The sequence below is a fragment of the Micromonospora hortensis genome, from assembly GCF_022230935.1.
GTDB classification, from domain to species: Bacteria; Actinomycetota; Actinomycetes; order Mycobacteriales; family Micromonosporaceae; genus Micromonospora; species Micromonospora hortensis.
In genome coordinates this window covers 113,514-132,860 of sequence record NZ_JAKKFE010000005.1, presented here as the reverse complement: position 1 = coordinate 132,860, position 19,347 = coordinate 113,514, and the positions used below count along the sequence as shown (strand labels likewise).

The window sequence follows — 19,347 nt, the reverse complement described above, 5'->3', positions numbered from 1 at the left end:
CCAAAAGCGACATTCTCACAACAGTAAGTGCAAGATCGACGAACGCATTGGGGGCGAGGCCGGCACCACGCCGAGTACGTCAGGCGATCTGACGGAGGTCGTCACCGTAGTCGAAGATGATCCGCATCCGGGCGCCGAGCGCTCGTGCGTATCGGCTCAGCGTCGCGACCTCGTTGGCCTCCAGGTCACCGTTCTCGATCTGGCTGACCCTGCCGGGCGTGACACCCATCAGCTCGGCCACCTGCCGCTGGGTCAGGCCCAACCGCTTCCGCTCTTCGGCAAGGTGGAACGTCACTGATCCACGCCTCGGTACGAGCACGCTCTGCGTCGAGCGCTTCATCGTCCCCGTCATGCAGCTCAGCCCGGATGTGGTTCCAGTCATGGAAGTCGCCCAGCAGCCCTCCCGCAGCCAGTCGCGGACATCCGTTGTCGTCTTGATCGCCTAGCCACGTGGCGGCTCATGAGACATGGACCAACTATGGCCTGGCCTATACACCGCGCGTTGCACCCTATTGCGGTGGCGGGGCGGAGATCCGTTGTTAGACTCATCGGGTTGGGTTAGCGGTACGACCAGGGAGACCAGACATGGCGGGTGACGACGACATCTCCGGGTGAGACCGGACATGTTCGGCCACCGGTTCGGCGCGCGTAGGCGCAGCCGCCGTGGCCATGACGTCGTTCCACCGGTCCCCTTGTCGTCGGGCGGCTGAGGCGCGCCCACCCCACCCTTTGAGGTCACTCGCATGTCTGATGCGTTCATTGTCTGCTCGAACCTGTCCTTCTCCTGGCCGGACGACACCCCGGTCTTCTCGGAGCTGTCCTTCACCGTCCCCGGCGGTCGCACCGGCCTGGTCGCGCCCAACGGCGCCGGCAAGAGCACCCTGCTGCGGCTGATCGCCGGGGAGCTGCGGCCCAGCGGCGGCAGCGTCACCGTCGACGGTGTGCTCGGCTACCTCCCGCAGACGCTGCCGCTGGTCGGCGACCTGAGCGTGGCGCAGGTGCTGGGCGTGGCCGAGCGGATCGCGGCGTTGCACGTCATCGAGGCCGGCGACGCCAGCGAGGAGCACTTCGCCACCATCGGCGACGACTGGGACATCGAGGAGCGCACCCGCTCCGAGCTGGACCGGCTCGGCCTGGGTGAGCTGTCGCTCGACCGTCGGCTGCACACCCTCAGCGGCGGCCAGGTGGTCTCCCTCGGCCTGGCGGCGCAACTGCTGCGCCGCCCGGACGTGCTGCTGCTCGACGAGCCGACGAACAACCTGGACCTGGAGGCCCGGCACAAGCTCTACGACGTCCTCACCGATTGGTCCGGGTGCCTGCTGCTGGTCAGCCACGACCGGGAACTGCTCGACCGGATGGACCGCATCGCCGAGCTGGACCAGGGCGAGATCCGCTGGTACGGGGGCAACTTCACCGCGTACACCGAGGCGGTGCAGGCGGCGCGGGAGGTGGCCGAGAGCAACCTGCGCAACGCCGAGCAGGAGGTCAAGCGGGAGAAGCGGGAGATGCAGCAGGCCCGGGAGCGGGCCGACCGGCGGGCCAGCAACGCCTCGAAGAACCTGAAGAACGCCGGCCTGGCCCGGATCGTCGCCGGTGGGCTCAAGCGCAGCGCGCAGGAGTCGGCGGGCAAGGCGCAGGAGACGCACTCGTCCCGGCTCGGTCAGGCCAAGGCCCGACTCGACGAGGCCGGCCGGGCGGTACGCGACGAGGACCGCATCGTCGTGGACCTGCCCGACACCACAGTCCCGGGCGGGCGCACGGTCTTCTCCGGCCAGGGGATGCGGGCCCACTTCGACGACCGGGACCTGTTCGGCGGCGACGGCGCCGACCTGGTGATCCGGGGGCCGGAACGGATCGCGCTGACCGGGGCGAACGGCGTCGGCAAGTCGACCCTGCTGCGCCTGGTCAACGGTGACCTGCAACCGTCCGGCGGTGAGCTGAAGCGCGGCGAGGGGCGGATCGCGTACCTGTCGCAGCGGCTGGACCTGCTGGACCTCGACCGCACGGTGGCGGAGAACTTCGCCGCGTACGCGCCGAGCCTGCCGGACGCCAAGCGGATGAACCTGCTGGCCCGGTTCCTGTTCCGGGGCGCCCGGGTGAACCTGCCGGTCGGGGTGCTCTCCGGCGGTGAACGGCTGCGCGCCACCCTCGCCTGTGTGCTCTGCGCCGAGCCGGCGCCGCAACTGCTGCTGCTCGACGAGCCGACGAACAACCTTGACCTGGTCAGCGTGGGTCAGTTGGAGAGCGCGCTGTCGGCGTACCAGGGGGCGTTCGTGGTGGTCAGCCACGACGAACGGTTCCTCGCCGAGATCGGCGTGCAGCGGTGGTTGCGGTTGGCCGACGGCCAACTGCGCGAGATCAGCGCCCCCGAGCGGGTCTGAGCCCTGCGGTCCGGCCGGCGTACGCCGGCCGGACCGAGGCCGGCTCAGCTCACGTTGGCCGGGCCGAGGACGCTCTTCAGGTCACCCATCAGCGCGGTCGTGGCCGCCACCCGGAACGGACCCAGCCGCAGCGTGGTGGTGCGCCCGCCGTTCTGGAGCTTGACGTGCACCTCGGTGTCGCCGGGGTGCAGCACCAGGGTTTCCTTGAGTTTCTCCACCAGCGGTGGTGTGCAGCGGTGCACAGGGATGGTGAGGGTGACCGGCTTGTTGGTGGCGCTGGTGCTGACGTCCGGCATGGACATGTCCATCGCCATGATGCGTGGGGTGTCGTCGCGGCGGTCCACCCGACCCTTGACCACGACGATGGCGTCCTCGGCGATGTACTGCCCGATCACCTCGTAGGTGTTGGGGAAGAACAGCGCCTCCACCCCACCGGCCAGGTCCTCCAGGGTGGCCGACGCCCAGGCCCGGCCCTGCTTGGTGACCCGGCGCTGCACCCCGGAGAGGATGCCGGCGAGGGTGACGACCGCCCCGTCGGGCACCCCGCCCTCCTCGGCAAGGGACGCGATGGTGGTGTCGGCTGCCGCGTTGAGGATGTGCTCCAGACCGAACAGCGGGTGGTCGGAGACGTACAGGCCGAGCATCTCCCGCTCGAAGGCCAACTTGTCGCGCTTGTCCCACTCGCTGTCGCCGATGGTCGGCATCACGGTGGTGCTGCCGGTGTCCGCGTCACCGAAGCCGGCGCCGAACAGGTCGTACTGGCCGACGGCCTCCTTGCGCTTGACGTCGGCGTACGCGTCGATCGCGTCGGCGTGCACCGCGAGCAGGCCCTTGCGGGGGTGGTCGAGGGAGTCGAAAGCCCCCGCCTTGATCAACGATTCGATCGTCTTCTTGTTGCAGACCACCGCGTCCACCTTGGACAGGAAGTCGTAGAAGTCGGCGTACTCGCCCTTCTCCTCCCGGCAGCGCATGATCGAGGCGACCACGTTCGCCCCGACGTTGCGGACGGCGGCGAGCCCGAAGCGGATGTCCTTGCCGACCGGGGTGAACGGCCCGGCCGAGGTGTTCACGTCCGGCGGCAGCACCTGGATGCGCATCCGGCGACACTCGGCCAGGTAGAGCGCCATCTTGTCCTTGTCGTCACCGACGCTGGTCAGCAACCCGGCCATGTACTCGGCCGGGTAGTGCGCCTTCAGGTACGCGGTCCAGTAGGAGACCAGACCGTACGCGGCGGAGTGCGCCTTGTTGAAGGCGTACCCGGCGAACGGCACCAGGACATCCCACACCGCCTGGATCGCCTCGTCGGAGTAGCCGCGCTCGCGGCAGCCGTCCCGGAACGGGATGAACTCCTTGTCGAGGATCTCCTTCTTCTTCTTACCCATGGCCCGGCGCAGCAGGTCCGCCTGACCGAGGGTGTAGCCGGCGAGGATCTGCGCGGCGCGCTGCACCTGCTCCTGGTAGACGATCAGGCCGTGGGTGGGCTCCAGGATCTCCCGCAGCGGCTCCTCCAGCTCCGGGTGGATCGGCGTGATCTCCTGGAGGCCGTTCTTGCGCAGCGCGTAGTTGGTGTGCGAGTCGACGCCCATCGGGCCGGGTCGGTACAGGGCCAGGACGGCGGAGATGTCCTCGAAGTTGTCCGGCTTCATCAACCGCAGCAGCGACCGCATCGGCCCGCCGTCGAGTTGGAACACGCCCAGGGTGTCACCGCGGGCCAGCAGCTCGTACGCGGCCTTGTCGTCCAGCGGCAGGCCCAGCAGGTCGAGCTTCCGGCCGTGGTTCAGCTCGATGTTCTTGACCGCGTCGTCGATGATCGTCAGGTTGCGCAGGCCGAGGAAGTCCATCTTCAGCAGCCCGAGCGACTCGCAGGTCGGGTAGTCGAACTGCGTGATGATCGCCCCGTCGGCGTCGCGGCGCGTCAACGGGATGTGCTCGATGATCGGCTCGGCGGACATGATGACGCCGGCGGCGTGCACACCGGTCTGCCGGATCAGCCCCTCGATGCCCTTGGCCGTGTCGATCACCTTGCGGACGTCCGGGTCGGAGTCGTACAGACCGCGGATCTCGCCCGCCTCGGCGTAGCGGGGGTGCTTGTTGTCGAAGATGCCGGTGAGCGGGATGTCCTTGCCCATCACCGCCGGTGGCATGGCCTTGGTGATCCGGTCGCCGACCGCGTACGGGAAGCCGAGAACCCGGGCGGAGTCCTTGATCGCGGCCTTCGCCTTGATCGTGCCGAAGGTGGCGATCTGGGCGACCTTGTCCTCGCCCCACTTGTCGGTGACGTACTTGATCACCTCGCCGCGCCGACGCTCGTCGAAGTCGATGTCGACATCCGGCATCGAGACCCGCTCGGGGTTGAGGAACCGCTCGAAGATCAGACCGTGCTGGATCGGGTCCAGGTCGGTGATGCCCAGCGCGTACGCGACGAGCGACCCGGCGGCCGAACCACGGCCCGGACCCACGGCGATGCCCTGGTTCTTGGCCCACTGGATGAAGTCGGCGACCACGAGGAAGTAGGACGGGAAGCCCATCTGGTTGATGACGCCCAGCTCGTACTCGGCCTGGACGACGTGCCCCTCCGGGATGCCGTTCGGATAGCGGCGGGCCAGGCCGGCGAAGGTCTCCTTGCGGAACCAGGACTCCTCGGTCTCGCCCTCGGGCACCGGGAAGCGCGGCATCAGGTTGTGGAACTCGAACATGCCCTTCGGGTCGACCTTCTCGGCCACCAGCAGGGTGTTGCGGCAGCCCTCCTGCCACAGCTCGGACGAGTCCACAGCGCGCATCTGGTCGGCGCTCTTGATGAAGTAGCCGCCACCCTCGAACCGGAACCGGTTGGGGTCGTCGATGTTGCTGCCGGTCTGCACGCAGAGCAGCACGTCGTGGGCGGTGGCCTGCGCCTCGTGGGTGTAGTGGGAGTCGTTCGTGACCACTGGCGGGATGTCCAGCTTGCGGGCGATCTCGGTGAGCCCCTCGCGGACCCGGCTCTCGATGGAGAGGCCGTGATCCATGATCTCCAGGAAGTAGTTGTCCTTGCCGAAGATGTCCTGGTAGCTCGCGGCAACCTTGAGCGCCTCGTCGAACTGGCCCAGGCGCAGCCGGGTCTGCACCGCGCCGGACGGGCAGCCGGTGGTGGCCATGATCCCCTCGGCGTGCTCGGCGATCAGCTCCATGTCCATCCGGGGCCACTTGACGTAGTGCCCCTCCATGGACGCGCGCGAGTTGAGGGTGAACAGGTTCTTCAGGCCCCGCGCGTCCTTCGCCCACATCGTCTTGTGGGTGATCGCGCCGTTACCGGAGATGTCGTCGCTCTTCTGCTCCGGCCGACCCCACTTGACCCGCGCCTTGTGGTAGCGCGACTCCGGCGCCACGTACGCCTCGACGCCCAGGATCGGGGTGATCCCGGCGGCCATCGCCTGGTTGTAGAAGTCGTTCGCGCCATGCATGTTGCCGTGATCGGTGATCGCCACAGCGGACATGCCCAGCCGCTTGGCCTCGGCGAACAGGTCCTTCAGCCGGGCCGCTCCGTCGAGCATCGAGTACTCGGTGTGCACGTGCAGATGCGCGAACGAATCGGCCATGCGTGGCGCCCCCCGGCGGTGTGGATCTTGTTGGTCGGAGCCGACCGGGACCTACCCTACCGAGGTGATCTCGGCGGCTCCACCGTCCGCGCCGACGGTCGTGGCCCTCGTCTCCTGATCGCCCCCGCGTGGGCCTAGGCTCGGAGGATGGCGAGGTACTACGACGTACACCCGGAGAACCCCCAGCCCCGGATCATCGGCCAGGTCGCCGACCTGATCCGCAGTGGTGGGCTGGTCGCCTACCCGACGGACTCCTGCTACGCGCTCGGCATCCAGCTGGGCAACCAGGACGGGCTGGACCGGATCCGGCAGATCCGCCACCTCGACGACCGGCACCACTTCACGCTCGTCTGCCGGGACTTCGCGCAGCTCGGCCAGTTCGTCCAGATCAGCAACTCGGTCTTCCGCCTGGTCAAGGCGTCCACCCCGGGCAGCTACACGTTCATCCTGCCGGCCACCAAGGAGGTGCCCCGCCGGATGCTGCACCCGAAGAAGCGGACCGTCGGCGTTCGGGTACCCCGGCACACCGTCACCCAGGCGCTGCTGGCCGAGCTGGCCGAGCCGCTGGTGTCCAGCACGCTGGTCCTGCCCGGCGACGAGGAGCCGATGACCCAGGGCTGGGAGATCAAGGAACGGCTCGACCACCAGCTCGACGCGGTGCTCGACGCCGGCGACTGCGGCAAGGAGCCGACGACAGTGATCGACCTGTCCGGGCCCGAGCCGGAGATCCTGCGCCGGGGCGCCGGGGACGTGTCCCGCTTCGATTGACGCCCTCTCCACCCTGAAGGGCGGAGATTCCGGTCTGCTGCACCCCCGAAGGGGCACGCTCCCGGCGAGTTACCGCTTCGCTGCGCGGTGCCGGCACGGGTGCCGGTCTTACCTGCGCTCCACGGTCGCTGAGGTCCGCCCGTCCGGCGGCCCTGATGTTTCTGGCGGCGTTCACGTCTCGGACGTGCAGGCTGCCGCATGGGCAGCCCCACGTCCGGACGTTGAGCGCCATCTTGTCGTTGATCCGGCCGCAGTCCGAGCACATACGGGTCGACGGGAAGAACCGATCTACCCGGCTGAAGGGCAGTGCACTAGCTCGCATTTCGGTAGCGCGCCGGTTTCGGGTCGGGTGCCGGACGGTACGGGGCCGCCGCCGCGGCACCTGTCATACGCTCAGGGATCGGCACCGGCGAGCATTGGACACCCGGCATGCCCGACGCGGACGACATCGACGCCCTGGCCCGGTCCGCCGCGCACGGCGACCCGGCCGCGCTCAACGCCCTGCTGGTCGCGGTGCGCCCAGAGGTGTTGCGGCTGTGCGCCCGGTTTCTGCCCAACCGGGAGGACGCCGAGGAGGCCTGCCAGGACACGTTGTTGGCGCTGGCCGGCGGCATCACCCGGTTCGAGGGGCGCTCCTCGTTCCGCACCTGGCTGCACCGGCTGACCGTCAACCGGGCCCGCTCCACGTACCGCACGCTGCGCCGCCGCTGCCGACTGGAGGCCGAGGGCGTGCCGCTGCCCGACCAGGCCGACCCCCGACGGACCAGCGTGGTCGCGGGCACCCGCCTCGACCTGCTCGACGCCTTCGACTCGGTGCATCCCGATCTCGCCGAGGTGGTCGCCCTTCGCGATGTCCTGGGGCTGAGCTACCCCGAGATCGCCGCCCTGCTCGACGTGCCGCTGGGCACTGTGAAGTCCCGGTTGCACCTGGCCCGGCGCCAGGTCCGGCAGCGGCTCGGCGCGGAATGAACCGCAGGTCGTTCCGCCGGGTCGTCGTCGTCCTCGCGGCCACCGTGGGGGTCGCCGCCTGCGGCGCCGACGCCGTCTCGCCCCTGCCCGTCCAACCGGCCGGCCCGACCCTCTCGACCCCGACCCTCTCGCCGCCGTCCCCCTCCGCGGTTCTCCCGATCCCCGCGCCCACCGGGTCGCCATCCCGACCGCCGCCGGCCAGCGCGCGCCCGGCACCGCCCGCACCCACCAGAACACTGGGTACGCCCCGAACGACTCCCCCGCCGACCGACGCGACGCCGGCCTGTCAGGGCGCTGTCCGCTACGACCTGCCGCTCGCCGAGACCGAGATCGAGCTGCTGAAATCGCTTTGCTTCGCCACCGGTGCGGTGCTGCGCATCCAGGGCATCGGGCCGGGGCTCGTCACCGTCGACCGCCCGGAATTGGTCTCCCAGCAGTACGAGGCGGGCGTGGTGGACATCCGCTTCGTCCGCGCCGGCACCGTCGCCGTCACGATCCCCAAGGACGGCCGGGAGCACACCATCACAGTGGTGGTCCGCTAGCCGGGATCGACGCCGGGCGCGGAGGAACTCGGCGGCGGCGACCCCCAGCAGCACCAGACCGGCGGCGACGCCAGCCGGGCCGGGTGGGACCCAGGTACCGCTGAAGATCAACCCGTGGTCACCGAACGCCGTGAGCAGCGCGGCGGCCAACAGCATCAGGCCGAACATGGTGCCCAGGATCAGCGGCGGCTGGGTCACCGCCGGGCCGGTTCGCCGCACCTACCGCAGGCGCACTCCGGCGAGCAGGGTGTCCACGAAGGCGGGTCCGCCGTCCGCGGGCGGGGCGATCTGCACGTACACCAGGGCGGGTCGGCCGGGGTGCAGGGCTGCCGACTCGATGATCTGCGGACGACCCCGGTCGCAGCGGTACGCCACCACTGTCCACTCGACGCCCGCCTGCCAGGTGATTCGGGGCGGCGCGGACGTGCAGTCACCGTGGGTGCGCTCGGCCAGGAACCCGGCCGGCGTGGTGCGTGCCGCCGTGCTGGCGGAGAGGCCCACGAACGCGCCGGGCAGGCGGGGGTCGGTGGCCCACCGGCGGGGTTGCGGTGACATCACCAGCGCCGGTTCGGGATCACCGTCGGCACCGTACTGACCGGCCCAGGTGGCACCCGTGGCGGACCAGCCGGGCGGCAACGCCACTGTCAACGGCCCGGCCGTGTACGTGCCGATGACTGGCCCAGCAGACCCGACGCCATCTGCCTCGGCGCCCACCGCACCCACCGCGGCGACGGCCACCACGGCGGCCCCGGCCAGCCGCAACCGGCGGCGCGCCCTCACCCGGGGTGACGGCTGTCGCCGCACGGGACCGGCCGCCGCAGCCGGGGCGCTCGCGCGGACCAACGCGGCGTGCACCGTCGCGGCGTCGGGGTAACGGTCGGCCGGGCGGTGGGCGGTGGCCCGGGCGAGCACCGCCGCGACCGCCGGGGGCACGTCGTCCCGCAGTCGGAGTTCCGGTGGGTGCCGAGGCGGATCTGATCTGGTCGGGTTCGCGCCGGTGGGGTCGGCGGCCAGCAGTCGGATGCCGAGCCGGCCGAGCCCGTACACGTCGGCGCGGGTGTCGATCACCGCGCCCGGATCGTCCTGCTCGGGGGCCATGTAGCCCGGGGTGCCGGCCCGGGCGGTCAGTCCGGAGGCGGCGGCGAGCGCCTTGGCGAGGCCGAGGTCGGCGATCAGCACCTGTTCCGCGCCGTCGGGGCCGGCGGAGCGGAACAGGATGTTGCCCGGGGTGAGATCACGGTGCACGACGCCGTGGCGGTGCAGCACGGCGACCCCGGCGCAGATCTCGCCGAGCAGCCGCAGCGCCGTCGGCGCGGGGATCTCGCCAGCGGCCAACCGGTCCCGCAGGCTGCCGCCGTCCGCCCAGGCCAGGACCGCGTACGGGCGGCCGTCGGGCAGCTCACCGACGGCGTGCACCCGGATCAACCGCTCGTGCTCCAACCGGCGCAGCAACCGGGCCTCGTCGAGGAAGCGTTCCCGCACCCGTAGGTCGTGGCTCCAGTTCTCGGCCAGCACCTTGATCGCCACGTGCGCGTCGAGCGCCCGGTCGTAGCCCAGCCACACCGTCGCGAACGAACCGACGCCGAGCAGCCGCTCGACGGCGTAGGGCCCGATCCGCAGTGGAGCCGTCACCCGCGTCACCCCCGGCCTGCTCGGTCGGTCGGCGTTTCTCTGCACAGTAGACCCGGCGGGTCGGAATCCCGACGAACCGTTGGCGCTGGCGCGGTGACTAAGAGGGCAGGAGACCCATCACCGAAGGAGCCACCATGAACCGTCCCGCGATCCTCCTCACCACCGCCGCGTTGGCGCTCGGCACGCTCGTCCCGGCGACCGTCGCCGGCCCGGCGGCGGCAGCACCGTTGGCCGGCGGCGCCGCGCCCGCCTCGGCCCGCGGTCCGCTCGCCGCCGCCGGGCACACCCACCCGCAGGTGCTCGGCGTCGGTGGCGTCGGCGTGTACCGCATCGGCGCCAGCCTGGCGTCGCTCACCACCAACGGGCACCTCGGCTGGACCGTGCCGACCTGCGGCGGAGTGGTGCACGCCGGCGCGACCGGTTCCTGGGCGGGCGTGATCCTGCTGGCCTTCCGCGACGGGCGACTGGTGGAGGTCGGTACGGCAACCGCGCCGCCGCGGTCCCCCGCCGGCGCCACTGTCGGCATGTCCTTCGACGAACTGGAGGCGATCTACGGCCGGCGGGGGTCGCTGATCCGCAACGACGCGGGGGACGCCGAGGCGTACCTGGTCCGGGTCGGGTCGCGGGTGGAGCTGTTCACCGGGCACCCGATCCGGCCCGGGGTGGGCTACTTCCAGGTCGGCCCGGCCAGCTTCGTCGAGCGGAACTTCCGCCACGGCGCGGCCTGCTGACTTTTCCCAGGTGCGGGGCGTCCGGTATCGACCGGGCGCCCCGTACGTCGTGTCGGTCCGGACGGAGGTTAGGCGGACACGATGATGTCGGCGTAGACAACACTGTGTGCCACACAGTATGGTGTGACACATGGTTAGCGAGGACGTTCTACGGACGCACCTACAGGAGTTGCGTCGAGGCACCGTCGTGGTGGCCAGCCTGGTCGCGCTACGCCGACCGGACTACGGCTACGCACTGCTGCAACGGCTCAGCGACCACGGCTTCCCGGTCGACGCCAACACCCTCTACCCGCTGCTGCGCCGCCTGGAGGACCAGGGGTTGCTGACCAGCGAGTGGAACACCGAAGAGAGCCGACCGCGCAAGTTCTACCGGACCAGCGACGAGGGCGAGTCGATGCTGAACCGGCTCCTCGACGACCTCGCCGCCGTGCAGACCTCCATCACCGGGCTGATCCAAGGAGTGGACCGATGAACACCCTGACCGACCGCTACCTCGCCGCCACCCTGCGATCGGTGCCCACCCAGCGCCGCGACGAGATCGCCAACGAGCTGCGGGCCTCCATCGACGACATGATCGAGGGCCGGACCGATGGAGGACAGGACGCGACCACCGCCGAGCGGGAGGTGCTCACCGAGCTGGGCAACCCGGACGTCCTGGCCGCCCGGTACGCCGACCGCCGGCTGCAGCTCATCGGCCCTACCTACTACCTGCTCTGGCTGCGACTGCTGAAGCTGCTGCTCAGCTTCATCCCGGCGCTGGTCGGCACCGTCGTCACAGTGGTCGAGGCGGCCGAAGGAAAGGGCTTCGGGGCGATCGGGCCGGGCATCGTCGCGGCGATGCAGGTGGCCGTGCAGATCACCTTCTGGCTCACAGTGACCTTCGCCATCATCGAGCGCACCCAGACGGCCGTGGACGTGCCGGAGTGGACGGTCGACCAACTGCCCGACGCGCCGGTGCGACGAGGCATCCCCCTCGCCGACACCATCGCATCGGTGATCATGCTGGTGCTGACCATCGCGTACCTGCCGTTCCAGCACTACCACTCCTGGGTGCGTGGCACCGACGGCGAGAACATCCCGATCCTCGACCCGGCGCTCTGGTCGTTCTGGCTCCCGGCGCTGATCGTGGTGCTGGCGCTCAGCGTGATCTTCGAAGTCGTCAAGTACCGGATCGACCGCTGGACCTGGGCCCTGTTCGGCATGAAGGCGCTGCTCAACCTGGCCTTCTCGGTGCCGCTGGCGTGGCTGGCGCTCTCCGACCGACTGCTCAACCCGGCCCTGGGCGAGCGCCTGAGCTGGGTGGCGGAGGCAGGCAACCGGAACTCCCTCGGCCTGGCCATCGCGGTGGGCGCCGCCGCGATCGCGGTCTGGGACCTGGTCGACACCGCTCGGAAGGCCCGCCGGCAGACGACCGCATGAGCGACACCAGAGGAGGCGGCCCGGCGCGTACCCCGCGCCGGGCCGCCGCCCGTCGGCGTGGCCGTGGCGGCGTGCCCGGTCGACGGGCCTGGTGGGCGGCGTGGCATCGTTCCGGGATGACAGTGGCACCGCGACCGGAATGGCGTCGTCCGGGTCCAACGGCAGAGCAGCGCCGAAACGACCTCTGGATCGGCCTGGGCATGACCGGGCTGGCATTGGTCAGTTTGACCCTGGCCCGCAGCACCGGCGCGTTCCTGCTGGGCCCACCGCCGTCCGGGCCGGAGCAGCTGTTCTGGACCGTCGCGGTGACCCTCCCGTTGATCTGGCGACGACGCTGGCCGACCGCGACAGTGCTCATCGTCGCGGTGGCGTTCATTGCCGCGCAGGCCCGCTCGGCCCCGGAGAGCCAGTTCTCCTCCTGGGCCCTGTTCTGCGCCCTCTACACCGTCGGCGCGTGGGGGCAGGACCGCCAACTGTCCCGCCGGCTGCGGATCGGCGTGATCGCCACGATGTTCGCCTGGCTGGGGATCTACTACGCGGTGATGATCGACCACATTCCGGCGGACACCTTCGCCGACGCGGTCGGGCCGGTGCCACCGGTGCTCGCCGCGATGGTCAACGGTGTGCTGCTCAACGTGCTGGTCTTCGGTTTCGCGTACTTCTTCGGTGAGACCGCGTGGGTGGCCGCGCGCCGTGAGCACGAGCTGCGCGCCCAGGCCGAGGACCTGCGCCGGTCGCAGGCCGAGGCCCGGGAACGGGCGGTGCTCGGCGAACGCGTCCGGATCGCCCGCGAGCTGCACGACGTGGTCGCCCACCACGTGTCGGTGATGGGCGTGCAGGCATCCGCCTGCCGCCGGGTGTTCGACCGCGACCCGGGCAAGGCCCGCACCGCGCTGACCGCCATCGAGCAGAGCGCCCGTACCGCCGTCGACGAGCTGCGTCGGATGCTCGGCGTGCTGCGGACCTCCGCCGGCACCGACGCCGCGCCGCCGACGGCCGGCGGCGTCGAACGGATCGACGAGCTGGTCGAGCGGGCACGGGCCGCCGGGCTGACGGCCACCCTCGGGGTGTACGGCGACCCCGTCGCGTTGCCCGAATCGGTCTCCCAGACTGCCTACCGGGTGACGCAGGAGGCGGTGACCAACACCCTGAAGCACGCCGAGGCGGCCCTGCTCGACGTGCGGGTCCGGTACCTGGCCCGGGAGGTGGAGGTCGACGTGACCGACGACGGGCGGGGCGGCGGCCGGACCGACACCGTCGGGTTGGGCCTGATCGGCATGCGCGAACGGGTCACCGCCCACGACGGCGACCTGGAGGCCGGGCCGCGGGCCGGCGGCGGCTGGCGGGTACGCGCCCGCTTCCCCCTGGGGGCGTCGGCGGACCTGCCGGTGGGCCCACAGCGGGAGCCGAGCGACAGGCAGCAGGCGGCGGCCGGCGCGGAGCCGTCGGCATGAGCGCGGCAGCCCAACAGACGCCCGATGCCGGGCCGACGGTGCGGGTGCTGCTCGCCGACGACCAGCACCTCGTCCGTACCGGCTTCCGGGTCATCCTGGAGGTGGAGGACGACATCGAGGTGGTCGGTGAGGCCGCCGACGGCGAACGGGCCGTCACCATGACCCGAGCCACCCGCCCCGACGTCGTACTCATGGATGTGGAAATGCCCGGGATGGACGGCCTGGAGGCCACCCGGCAGATCGTCGCCGACGGCCCCGGGGCGCCCGCGGTGCTGATCCTCACCACATTCGACCGCGACGACTACCTGTTCGCCGCGCTGCGGGCCGGGGCCAGCGGCTTCCTGCTCAAGAACGGCACGCCGGAGGAGCTCATCGAGGCGATCCGGGTGCTGGCCAGGGGCGATGGTCTGCTCGCCCCGGAGATCACCCGTCGGGTGATCTCCACCTTCGCCCGACCCGGCGACCCGGCGGGCACCGCCCACCGGGGCCCGGACGCCGATGCCGCGCTGGCCGAGCTGACCCCGCGCGAACGGGAGGTGCTGATGCTGCTCGCCGCCGGGTCGAGCAACGCGGAGATCGCCTCGGCCATCCACCTGGGCGAGGCGACGGTGAAGACGCACGTGAGTCGGGTACTGGCCAAGCTGGGCCTGCGCGACCGGGTGCAGGCCGTGGTGTTCGCGTACGAGAACGGGGTGGTCCGCCCCGGCGGGTGACGGCGTCCACCGCGAGGTGGACCCGCCCGCTCACCCGTCGGGCGGACGGCGTGGCGGCGTCATCGATCTAGCGTGGGTGCGTGACCAGAACGCTTCGCCTCGACGGCGTCGACCGCAGCTTCGGCGACCGTCAGGTGCTCAGGAACGTGTCCTTCGAGGTGTCCGCCGGCCGGATGACCGGTTTCGTGGGCGCCAACGGCGCCGGCAAGACCACCACCATGCGGATCATCCTGGGTGTGCTCGCCCCCGACGCGGGTGAGGTGAGCTGGGGCGGCACCACGCTGACCCGGCAGGACCGCCGGCGCTTCGGCTACATGCCGGAGGAGCGGGGCCTCTACCCCAAGATGACCACCCGTGAGCAGGTGGCCTACCTGGGCCGGCTGCACGGGCTGGACGCCGCCGCGGCACGACGTTCCACCGACGCGCTGCTGGACCGGGTCGGGCTCGGCGAGCGCGGCGACGACCTGCTGGAGACGCTGTCGCTGGGCAACCAGCAGCGCGCCCAGATCGCCGCCGCGCTGGTGCACGACCCCGAGGTGCTGGTGCTCGACGAGCCGTTCTCCGGCCTCGACCCGCTGGCAGTGGAGACCGTCGTGGCCGTGCTGCGGGAACGGGCCTCGGCCGGCGCGCCGGTGCTCTTCTCCAGTCATCAGCTCGACGTCGTCGAGCGCCTCTGCGACGACCTGGTCATCATCGGGGACGGGGTGATCCGGGCCGCCGGCAGCCGGCAGCAGCTGCGCGACTCGTACACGGTGCCCCGCTTCGAGTTGGTCGTGGAGCACGACGCCGGCTGGGTACGCGACCACCCCGGCGTGACACTGGTCGAGTTGGACGGCGCGCGGGTGGTCTTCGACCTGCCGGCCGGCACCGACGAACAGCCAGTGCTGCGGGCGGCCCTCGCGCGCGGCCCGGTCCGCGCCTTCCGCCCGGTCAGCCCCTCGCTCACCGAGATCTTCCGAGAGGTCACCCAGTGAACGTCACCCAGGCCACCCGGCTGGTCGCCGAACGCGAGATCCGGGTCAAGTTGCGCGACCGCACCTTCCTGTTCGGCACGCTGTTCTTCCTGTTGATCGCCGCGGCCGGCACCATCCTGCCGCCGCTGTTCTCCGGCGGGCCGTCCACGGTGGCGGTGACCGAGAGCTTGGCCGCGCCGCTGCGCGCCGCCGGGCTGGACGTCCGGGTCGTCCCCGACGACCGGGCCGCCGAGCAGGCCGTCCGCGACGACGACGTGGACGCCGCGGTGGTCACCGGACCGGCCGTCCTGGCCATGGACGACGCCCCGGACGACGTGGTGAAGGCCCTGAGCACCCAGCCGACGGTCCGTCTGCTCGACCCGGACGCGGTCGACCCGGTGGTGGCGTTCCTGGTGCCGTTCGTCTTCGCGTTCGTCTTCTTCATCACCTCGCAGACGTTCGGTGTGCAGATCGCGCAGAGCGTCATCGAGGAGAAGCAGACCCGGATCGTGGAGATCCTGGTCGCCGCCGTGCCGGTCCGGGCCCTGCTGGCCGGGAAGGTGGTGGCCGGGGCCATCCTGGCGTTCGCGCAGATCGCCCTGATCGCGGTGGTGGCGGTGATCGGGTTGCAGATCGGCGACAGCGGAAGTCTGCTCAGCCTGCTCGCCCCGGCGATCGGCTGGTTCGTGCCGTTCTTCCTGATCGGTTTCGTGCTGCTCGCCGCCATGTGGGCCGCGGCCGGCGCGCTGGCCAACCGGCAGGAGGACATCGCCGCCGTCTCGACGCCGGTGCAGCTCGCCGTCATGCTGCCGTTCTTCGCGGTGATCTTCCTGAACGACAACGCCACGGCGATGCGGGTGCTGTCGTACCTGCCGTTCTCGTCGCCCACTGCCATGCCGCTGCGGCTCTTCACCGGCGACGCGGCCGGTTGGGAGCCGATCGTCTCACTGGTCCTCCTGGTGCTCGCCGCCGGCGCGTTCCTCCTCGCCGGGGCCCGGGTGTACGAGGGGTCGCTCCTGCGCACCAACGGTCGGACCTCGCTGCGTACCGCCTGGCGGGAGCGGGAGACGATCGGCTGAGCCAGCCCTCGGCCCCGCGCGGGCGTCGGTGTCCTGATCGGACGCCGGCGCCCGCTGCCGTACGGCACCGTTCCGAGCGCTGTTCGGTGGCCGTGAACAGCGCGAACACTCCTACGTTGAGCCGATCCTCACGGCAACGACCTGGTCGTCGCCGGTTTCCGGACCGGAAAGGCTCTCGATGTCCCCACCGATCAACGCACGGCACCTGCGCCGTCTGCTCAGCGTCGTGCTCGCGGTCGCCCTCGCCAGCACCCTCACCGCCCTCGTCCGCCCCGCGCCGGCCACCGCGGCCCCGGGTGACCTCATCCTCAACGGCACGTTCGACAACGGCAGCACGCAACCCTGGTGGACCCGGCTCGCCTCGACCAGCACCACTGTCAACGCCGGGCAACTGCGCGTCCGCACCAGCGCCACGGTGGGCAAGCCCGTCTGGGAGGACCTGGTCGGTCACTTCGAGTTCGGGGTGACGGCCGCGCAGTCGTACCGGTTGCAGTTCGACGCCGCGGCCGACGTCAGCCGTTCCCTGCGCGTCTCGGTCTCCCGGGCGGACACGCCCTTCACCTCCGCCGTCGACCAGAGCGTCCCGCTGACGTCCTCGATGGGCCGGTTCACCTTCGACTTCGTGTCCCCGTTCGGCGACCCGAAGGCGGTGCTGCTGTTCCACTTCGGCGGGCAGACCGCCTCGACGGTCCGGTTGGACAACATCTCGCTCACCCCGCTGGCCGTGAACCCGGCCGCCGACCCGATCCTGTACTGGAACGGTGTCCTGCTGTCCACCTACAAGGCACTGGACCTGCCACCCACCTCCTCGTCCCGCGAGGCCGCCATCCTGCACGCGGCGATGCACGACGCCGCCGTCTCGGTCACCGGGGTCGGCAACCCCTACCGGGTACGAGTGCCGGTCAGCTACCCGGGCACCATGGACAACGTCGTGGCGCCGTCCCTGCACGCGGCCATCGACCGGGCGGCGTACGACGTGCTGACCGCCCTGTACACCCGGCACGGTCGTTCCTTCACCGATGCCCTCAACGGTGCCGTCGAGCGCCGGCCGTCCGGCGTGAACGACGCCGAGGAGGCGCGCGGTGACACCGTTGGCGCGGCGGCGGCGGCCGCCAACCTCCAGGCCCGCGCCAACGACGGCTCCGGCAACGACACCGCGTACCCGGTGCAGGAGAACGTGCCCGGCGCGTGGCGGCCGACCAACGGCAAGGCGGCGGTCAGCCCGAACTGGGGACTGGTGACCCCGTTCGCGCTCACCTCGGGCCAGCAGTTCCGGCCCGGCCTACCGGCCGGCGCCACCGGGTACGCCGACCTGCTCGGCAAGCAGGAGTACCGCGCCCAGGTGCAGGAGATCCGCGACTACGGCGGTCAGGGGTCGGTGCTGCGGACCCCGGAGCAGACGCAGATCGCGTTCTTCTGGGCCAACGACCTGGGGGGCACGTACAAGCCACCGGGTCAACTCTTCTCACACACCCGGATCGTGTCGGAGCAGCGTCAGCTCGGCATCCTGGCCAACGCCCGGCTCTTCGGGCTGGTCGCCCTCGCCCTCGCCGACGCCGCCATCGCCGCCTGGGACGCCAAATACCAGACGCCCATCGACCTGTGGCGGCCGGTGACGGCGATCGAGGCGACGGAGGGCAAGGGTTGGCAGCCGCTGTCGAAGACCCGCGAGGGGGTGCCGTACACGCCGGCGTTCCCGGCCTACATCTCCGGGCACGCCACCTTCGCGGGGGCCTGGTCCGCGGTGATGAAGAGGTACTTCGGCACCGATGCGATCGCCTTCGACGCCACCACTGACGATCCGCACGCCATGGGTGTGGTCCGGCACATGACCGGCTTCGACGACGCCGCCGAGGAGAACGCGCTGAGCCGGATCTACCTCGGCGTGCACTATCGGTTCGACGCGGACGCCGGGCTCGCCACCGGCCGTTCCGTGGGGGCGTACGTCTTCGCCAACCGACTGCGACAGTGAGTCGTCAGTCGGGATAACGGGGGGCTCCCCGTCCGGTTCGCGGACCGGACGGGGAGCGTCACGCGTGACCGCTACGCGGCACAGTTCCAGTGGCTGAAGTCGCCGGTACGAGACCACACCTCCCGTGCCGTCCTGATGTTCCAGGCCGCGTCCAGCGCCGTCTGGCGGTCGACGCCGAACCGGGACACCTCCATGTCGCTGAACTGGAACAACCCCCAGCGCCGCGATCCGTCCTCGACGACCTCCACCCGGTACGGGTCCAGCCCGGACAGGCAGCGCGCCACCTGCACCGCCCCGGCCGGGTCCTCCGGGAACGTCCGCCGCAGATGTTTGCCGATCCGGTCCTCCGACCAGCTGGCGGGCACCTTGCGATCGCCCGCCAGCTCGTCGAGCAACCGCTCGTCAGCGGTGCCGCTGACCGGCAGGCTGCCAAACGCCTGGGCCACCATCACCCGGCTGGTGGTGTCCGGGCCGAACCAGCCGTCGACCGGGATGGTGAGTCCGTCGGCCACCAGGTGCTCCTGGAGGCTCAGCACGCAGGGGCCGTACATGCCCTGGCGCAGCACCTCCGGGCATCCGACGGTCGGCGAGCTGCCCACCGTGGGAGGGACGAGGGGTCGCAGCGCCCCGGTCGCCCCGACCGTCAGGACGCCGAACACCGCCAGCAGCGCCAGCCGAAGCCAGCGACGGGCCGGCCACGGCGCTTGGGGTCGCGGCGGAACCGAGCCGACGCTCGGCCGGATGTCCGCAGCGACGGTAGTGGACGCGCCGGCCGGGGTCGGTGCCGCGTCAGTGTCCCCTCGACCCTGCTCGCCGAGGCGGGCCTCGAGGTCCCGCCGTGTCTCCAGCCACCTGCCGATCTCGACCGTCGGGGTGCCGCAGGCGGCCAGCAGCGCGACGACCGTGCGTTCCCGAGGCAGCGTCGTCCGGCCCAGCATCGTCGCGAGGGTGCTCGGCGGCAGCCAGTGTCCGGCCGCCGAGGCTCGCCGGGCGAGCTCCCGATAGGTCAGACCGGAACGCCGCCGCACCTCCCTGAGCAACGCCACGTACTCCCCCGCCGTGGCCGCCTGCGGCACCGGATCCCGGACAGCGTCATCCATCGAATCTCCCCGTGTCGTTGGTGTGGTCGAGCCCGATCCCGTGCCGGCGCGAGCCCATC

16 protein-coding genes and 1 pseudogene are annotated in these 19,347 nt (G+C 71.1%); 12 read left to right on the top strand and 5 right to left on the bottom strand.

The annotated features are described in order from the left end of the window. Positions 1 to 79: 79 nt before the first annotated feature. A complete protein-coding gene (locus NIE111_RS03390; protein ID WP_238682979.1) occupies positions 80 to 295 on the bottom strand; it encodes a helix-turn-helix domain-containing protein in 216 nt (71 codons plus the stop codon). 448 nt (positions 296 to 743) lie between these two features. Between NIE111_RS03390 and abc-f the strand changes: the two genes are divergently transcribed. Next, entirely contained in the window at positions 744 to 2,381 is a 1,638-nt protein-coding gene (abc-f, locus tag NIE111_RS03385; protein WP_238682978.1) for a ribosomal protection-like ABC-F family protein, read from the top strand. A gap of 44 nt (positions 2,382 to 2,425) precedes the next feature. Here the strand turns inward: abc-f and dnaE are convergent, their stop codons facing one another. Beyond that, on the bottom strand, positions 2,426 to 5,956 hold the full coding sequence (gene dnaE, locus NIE111_RS03380; protein WP_238682977.1) for a DNA polymerase III subunit alpha: 3,531 nt from the start codon (positions 5,954 to 5,956) through the stop codon (positions 2,426 to 2,428). A 147-nt stretch (positions 5,957 to 6,103) separates the two neighbouring features. Here dnaE and NIE111_RS03375 point away from each other — a divergent pair, with 147 nt between their 5' ends. Next, positions 6,104 to 6,724, top strand: a complete 621-nt coding sequence (locus NIE111_RS03375; protein ID WP_238682976.1) for an L-threonylcarbamoyladenylate synthase — start codon at positions 6,104 to 6,106, stop codon at positions 6,722 to 6,724. A gap of 166 nt (positions 6,725 to 6,890) precedes the next feature. Here NIE111_RS03375 and NIE111_RS31885 read toward each other — a convergent pair. Then, a pseudogene (locus NIE111_RS31885) lies at positions 6,891 to 7,046 on the bottom strand (zinc ribbon domain-containing protein); the annotation flags it as partial. A 107-nt stretch (positions 7,047 to 7,153) separates the two neighbouring features. Between NIE111_RS31885 and NIE111_RS03365 the strand changes: the two are divergent. Beyond that, the gene (locus tag NIE111_RS03365; RefSeq protein WP_238682975.1) at positions 7,154 to 7,693 is read left to right on the top strand and encodes an RNA polymerase sigma factor; all 540 of its coding nucleotides are present in this window, start codon (positions 7,154 to 7,156) and stop codon (positions 7,691 to 7,693) included. Next, entirely contained in the window at positions 7,690 to 8,235 is a 546-nt protein-coding gene (locus NIE111_RS03360; protein WP_238682974.1) for a hypothetical protein, read from the top strand. Before NIE111_RS03365 ends, NIE111_RS03360 begins: the two co-directional genes overlap by 4 nt. Before the next feature lie 219 nt (positions 8,236 to 8,454). On the opposite strand, the gene NIE111_RS03355 is transcribed toward NIE111_RS03360, so the two are convergent. Then, on the bottom strand, positions 8,455 to 9,867 hold the full coding sequence (locus tag NIE111_RS03355; RefSeq protein WP_238682973.1) for a serine/threonine-protein kinase: 1,413 nt from the start codon (positions 9,865 to 9,867) through the stop codon (positions 8,455 to 8,457). A 134-nt stretch (positions 9,868 to 10,001) separates the two neighbouring features. Between NIE111_RS03355 and NIE111_RS03350 the strand changes: the two genes are divergently transcribed. From NIE111_RS03350 to NIE111_RS03315, 8 genes are all read left to right on the top strand, one after another. Further along, on the top strand, positions 10,002 to 10,598 hold the full coding sequence (locus tag NIE111_RS03350) for a hypothetical protein (RefSeq protein WP_238682972.1): 597 nt from the start codon (positions 10,002 to 10,004) through the stop codon (positions 10,596 to 10,598). Between the two features lie 130 nt (positions 10,599 to 10,728). Next, complete coding sequence (locus NIE111_RS03345) at positions 10,729 to 11,070, top strand: PadR family transcriptional regulator (protein WP_091401756.1); 342 nt, start codon at positions 10,729 to 10,731, stop codon at positions 11,068 to 11,070. Continuing rightward, on the top strand, positions 11,067 to 12,017 hold the full coding sequence (locus NIE111_RS03340; RefSeq protein WP_238682971.1) for a permease prefix domain 1-containing protein: 951 nt from the start codon (positions 11,067 to 11,069) through the stop codon (positions 12,015 to 12,017). Before NIE111_RS03345 ends, NIE111_RS03340 begins: the two co-directional genes overlap by 4 nt. Positions 12,018 to 12,133: 116 nt before the next feature. Then, entirely contained in the window at positions 12,134 to 13,471 is a 1,338-nt protein-coding gene (locus tag NIE111_RS03335) for a sensor histidine kinase (RefSeq protein WP_238683030.1), read from the top strand. Beyond that, positions 13,468 to 14,184 (top strand): response regulator, encoded by a 717-nt coding sequence (locus NIE111_RS03330; RefSeq protein ID WP_238682970.1) that lies wholly within the window; start codon positions 13,468 to 13,470, stop codon positions 14,182 to 14,184. Before NIE111_RS03335 ends, NIE111_RS03330 begins: the two co-directional genes overlap by 4 nt. Positions 14,185 to 14,264: 80 nt before the next feature. Beyond that, complete coding sequence (locus NIE111_RS03325) at positions 14,265 to 15,158, top strand: ABC transporter ATP-binding protein (protein WP_112583369.1); 894 nt, start codon at positions 14,265 to 14,267, stop codon at positions 15,156 to 15,158. Beyond that, entirely contained in the window at positions 15,155 to 16,216 is a 1,062-nt protein-coding gene (locus NIE111_RS03320; RefSeq protein WP_238682969.1) for an ABC transporter permease, read from the top strand. The genes NIE111_RS03325 and NIE111_RS03320 overlap by 4 nt, the downstream gene beginning before the upstream one ends. Before the next feature lie 178 nt (positions 16,217 to 16,394). Continuing rightward, on the top strand, positions 16,395 to 18,188 hold the full coding sequence (locus NIE111_RS03315) for a carbohydrate binding domain-containing protein (protein WP_238682968.1): 1,794 nt from the start codon (positions 16,395 to 16,397) through the stop codon (positions 18,186 to 18,188). Positions 18,189 to 18,259: 71 nt separating this feature from the next. Here NIE111_RS03315 and NIE111_RS03310 read toward each other — a convergent pair whose 3' ends face one another. After that, positions 18,260 to 19,288, bottom strand: a complete 1,029-nt coding sequence (locus NIE111_RS03310; protein WP_238682967.1) for a helix-turn-helix domain-containing protein — start codon at positions 19,286 to 19,288, stop codon at positions 18,260 to 18,262. Positions 19,289 to 19,347 lie beyond the last annotated feature (59 nt).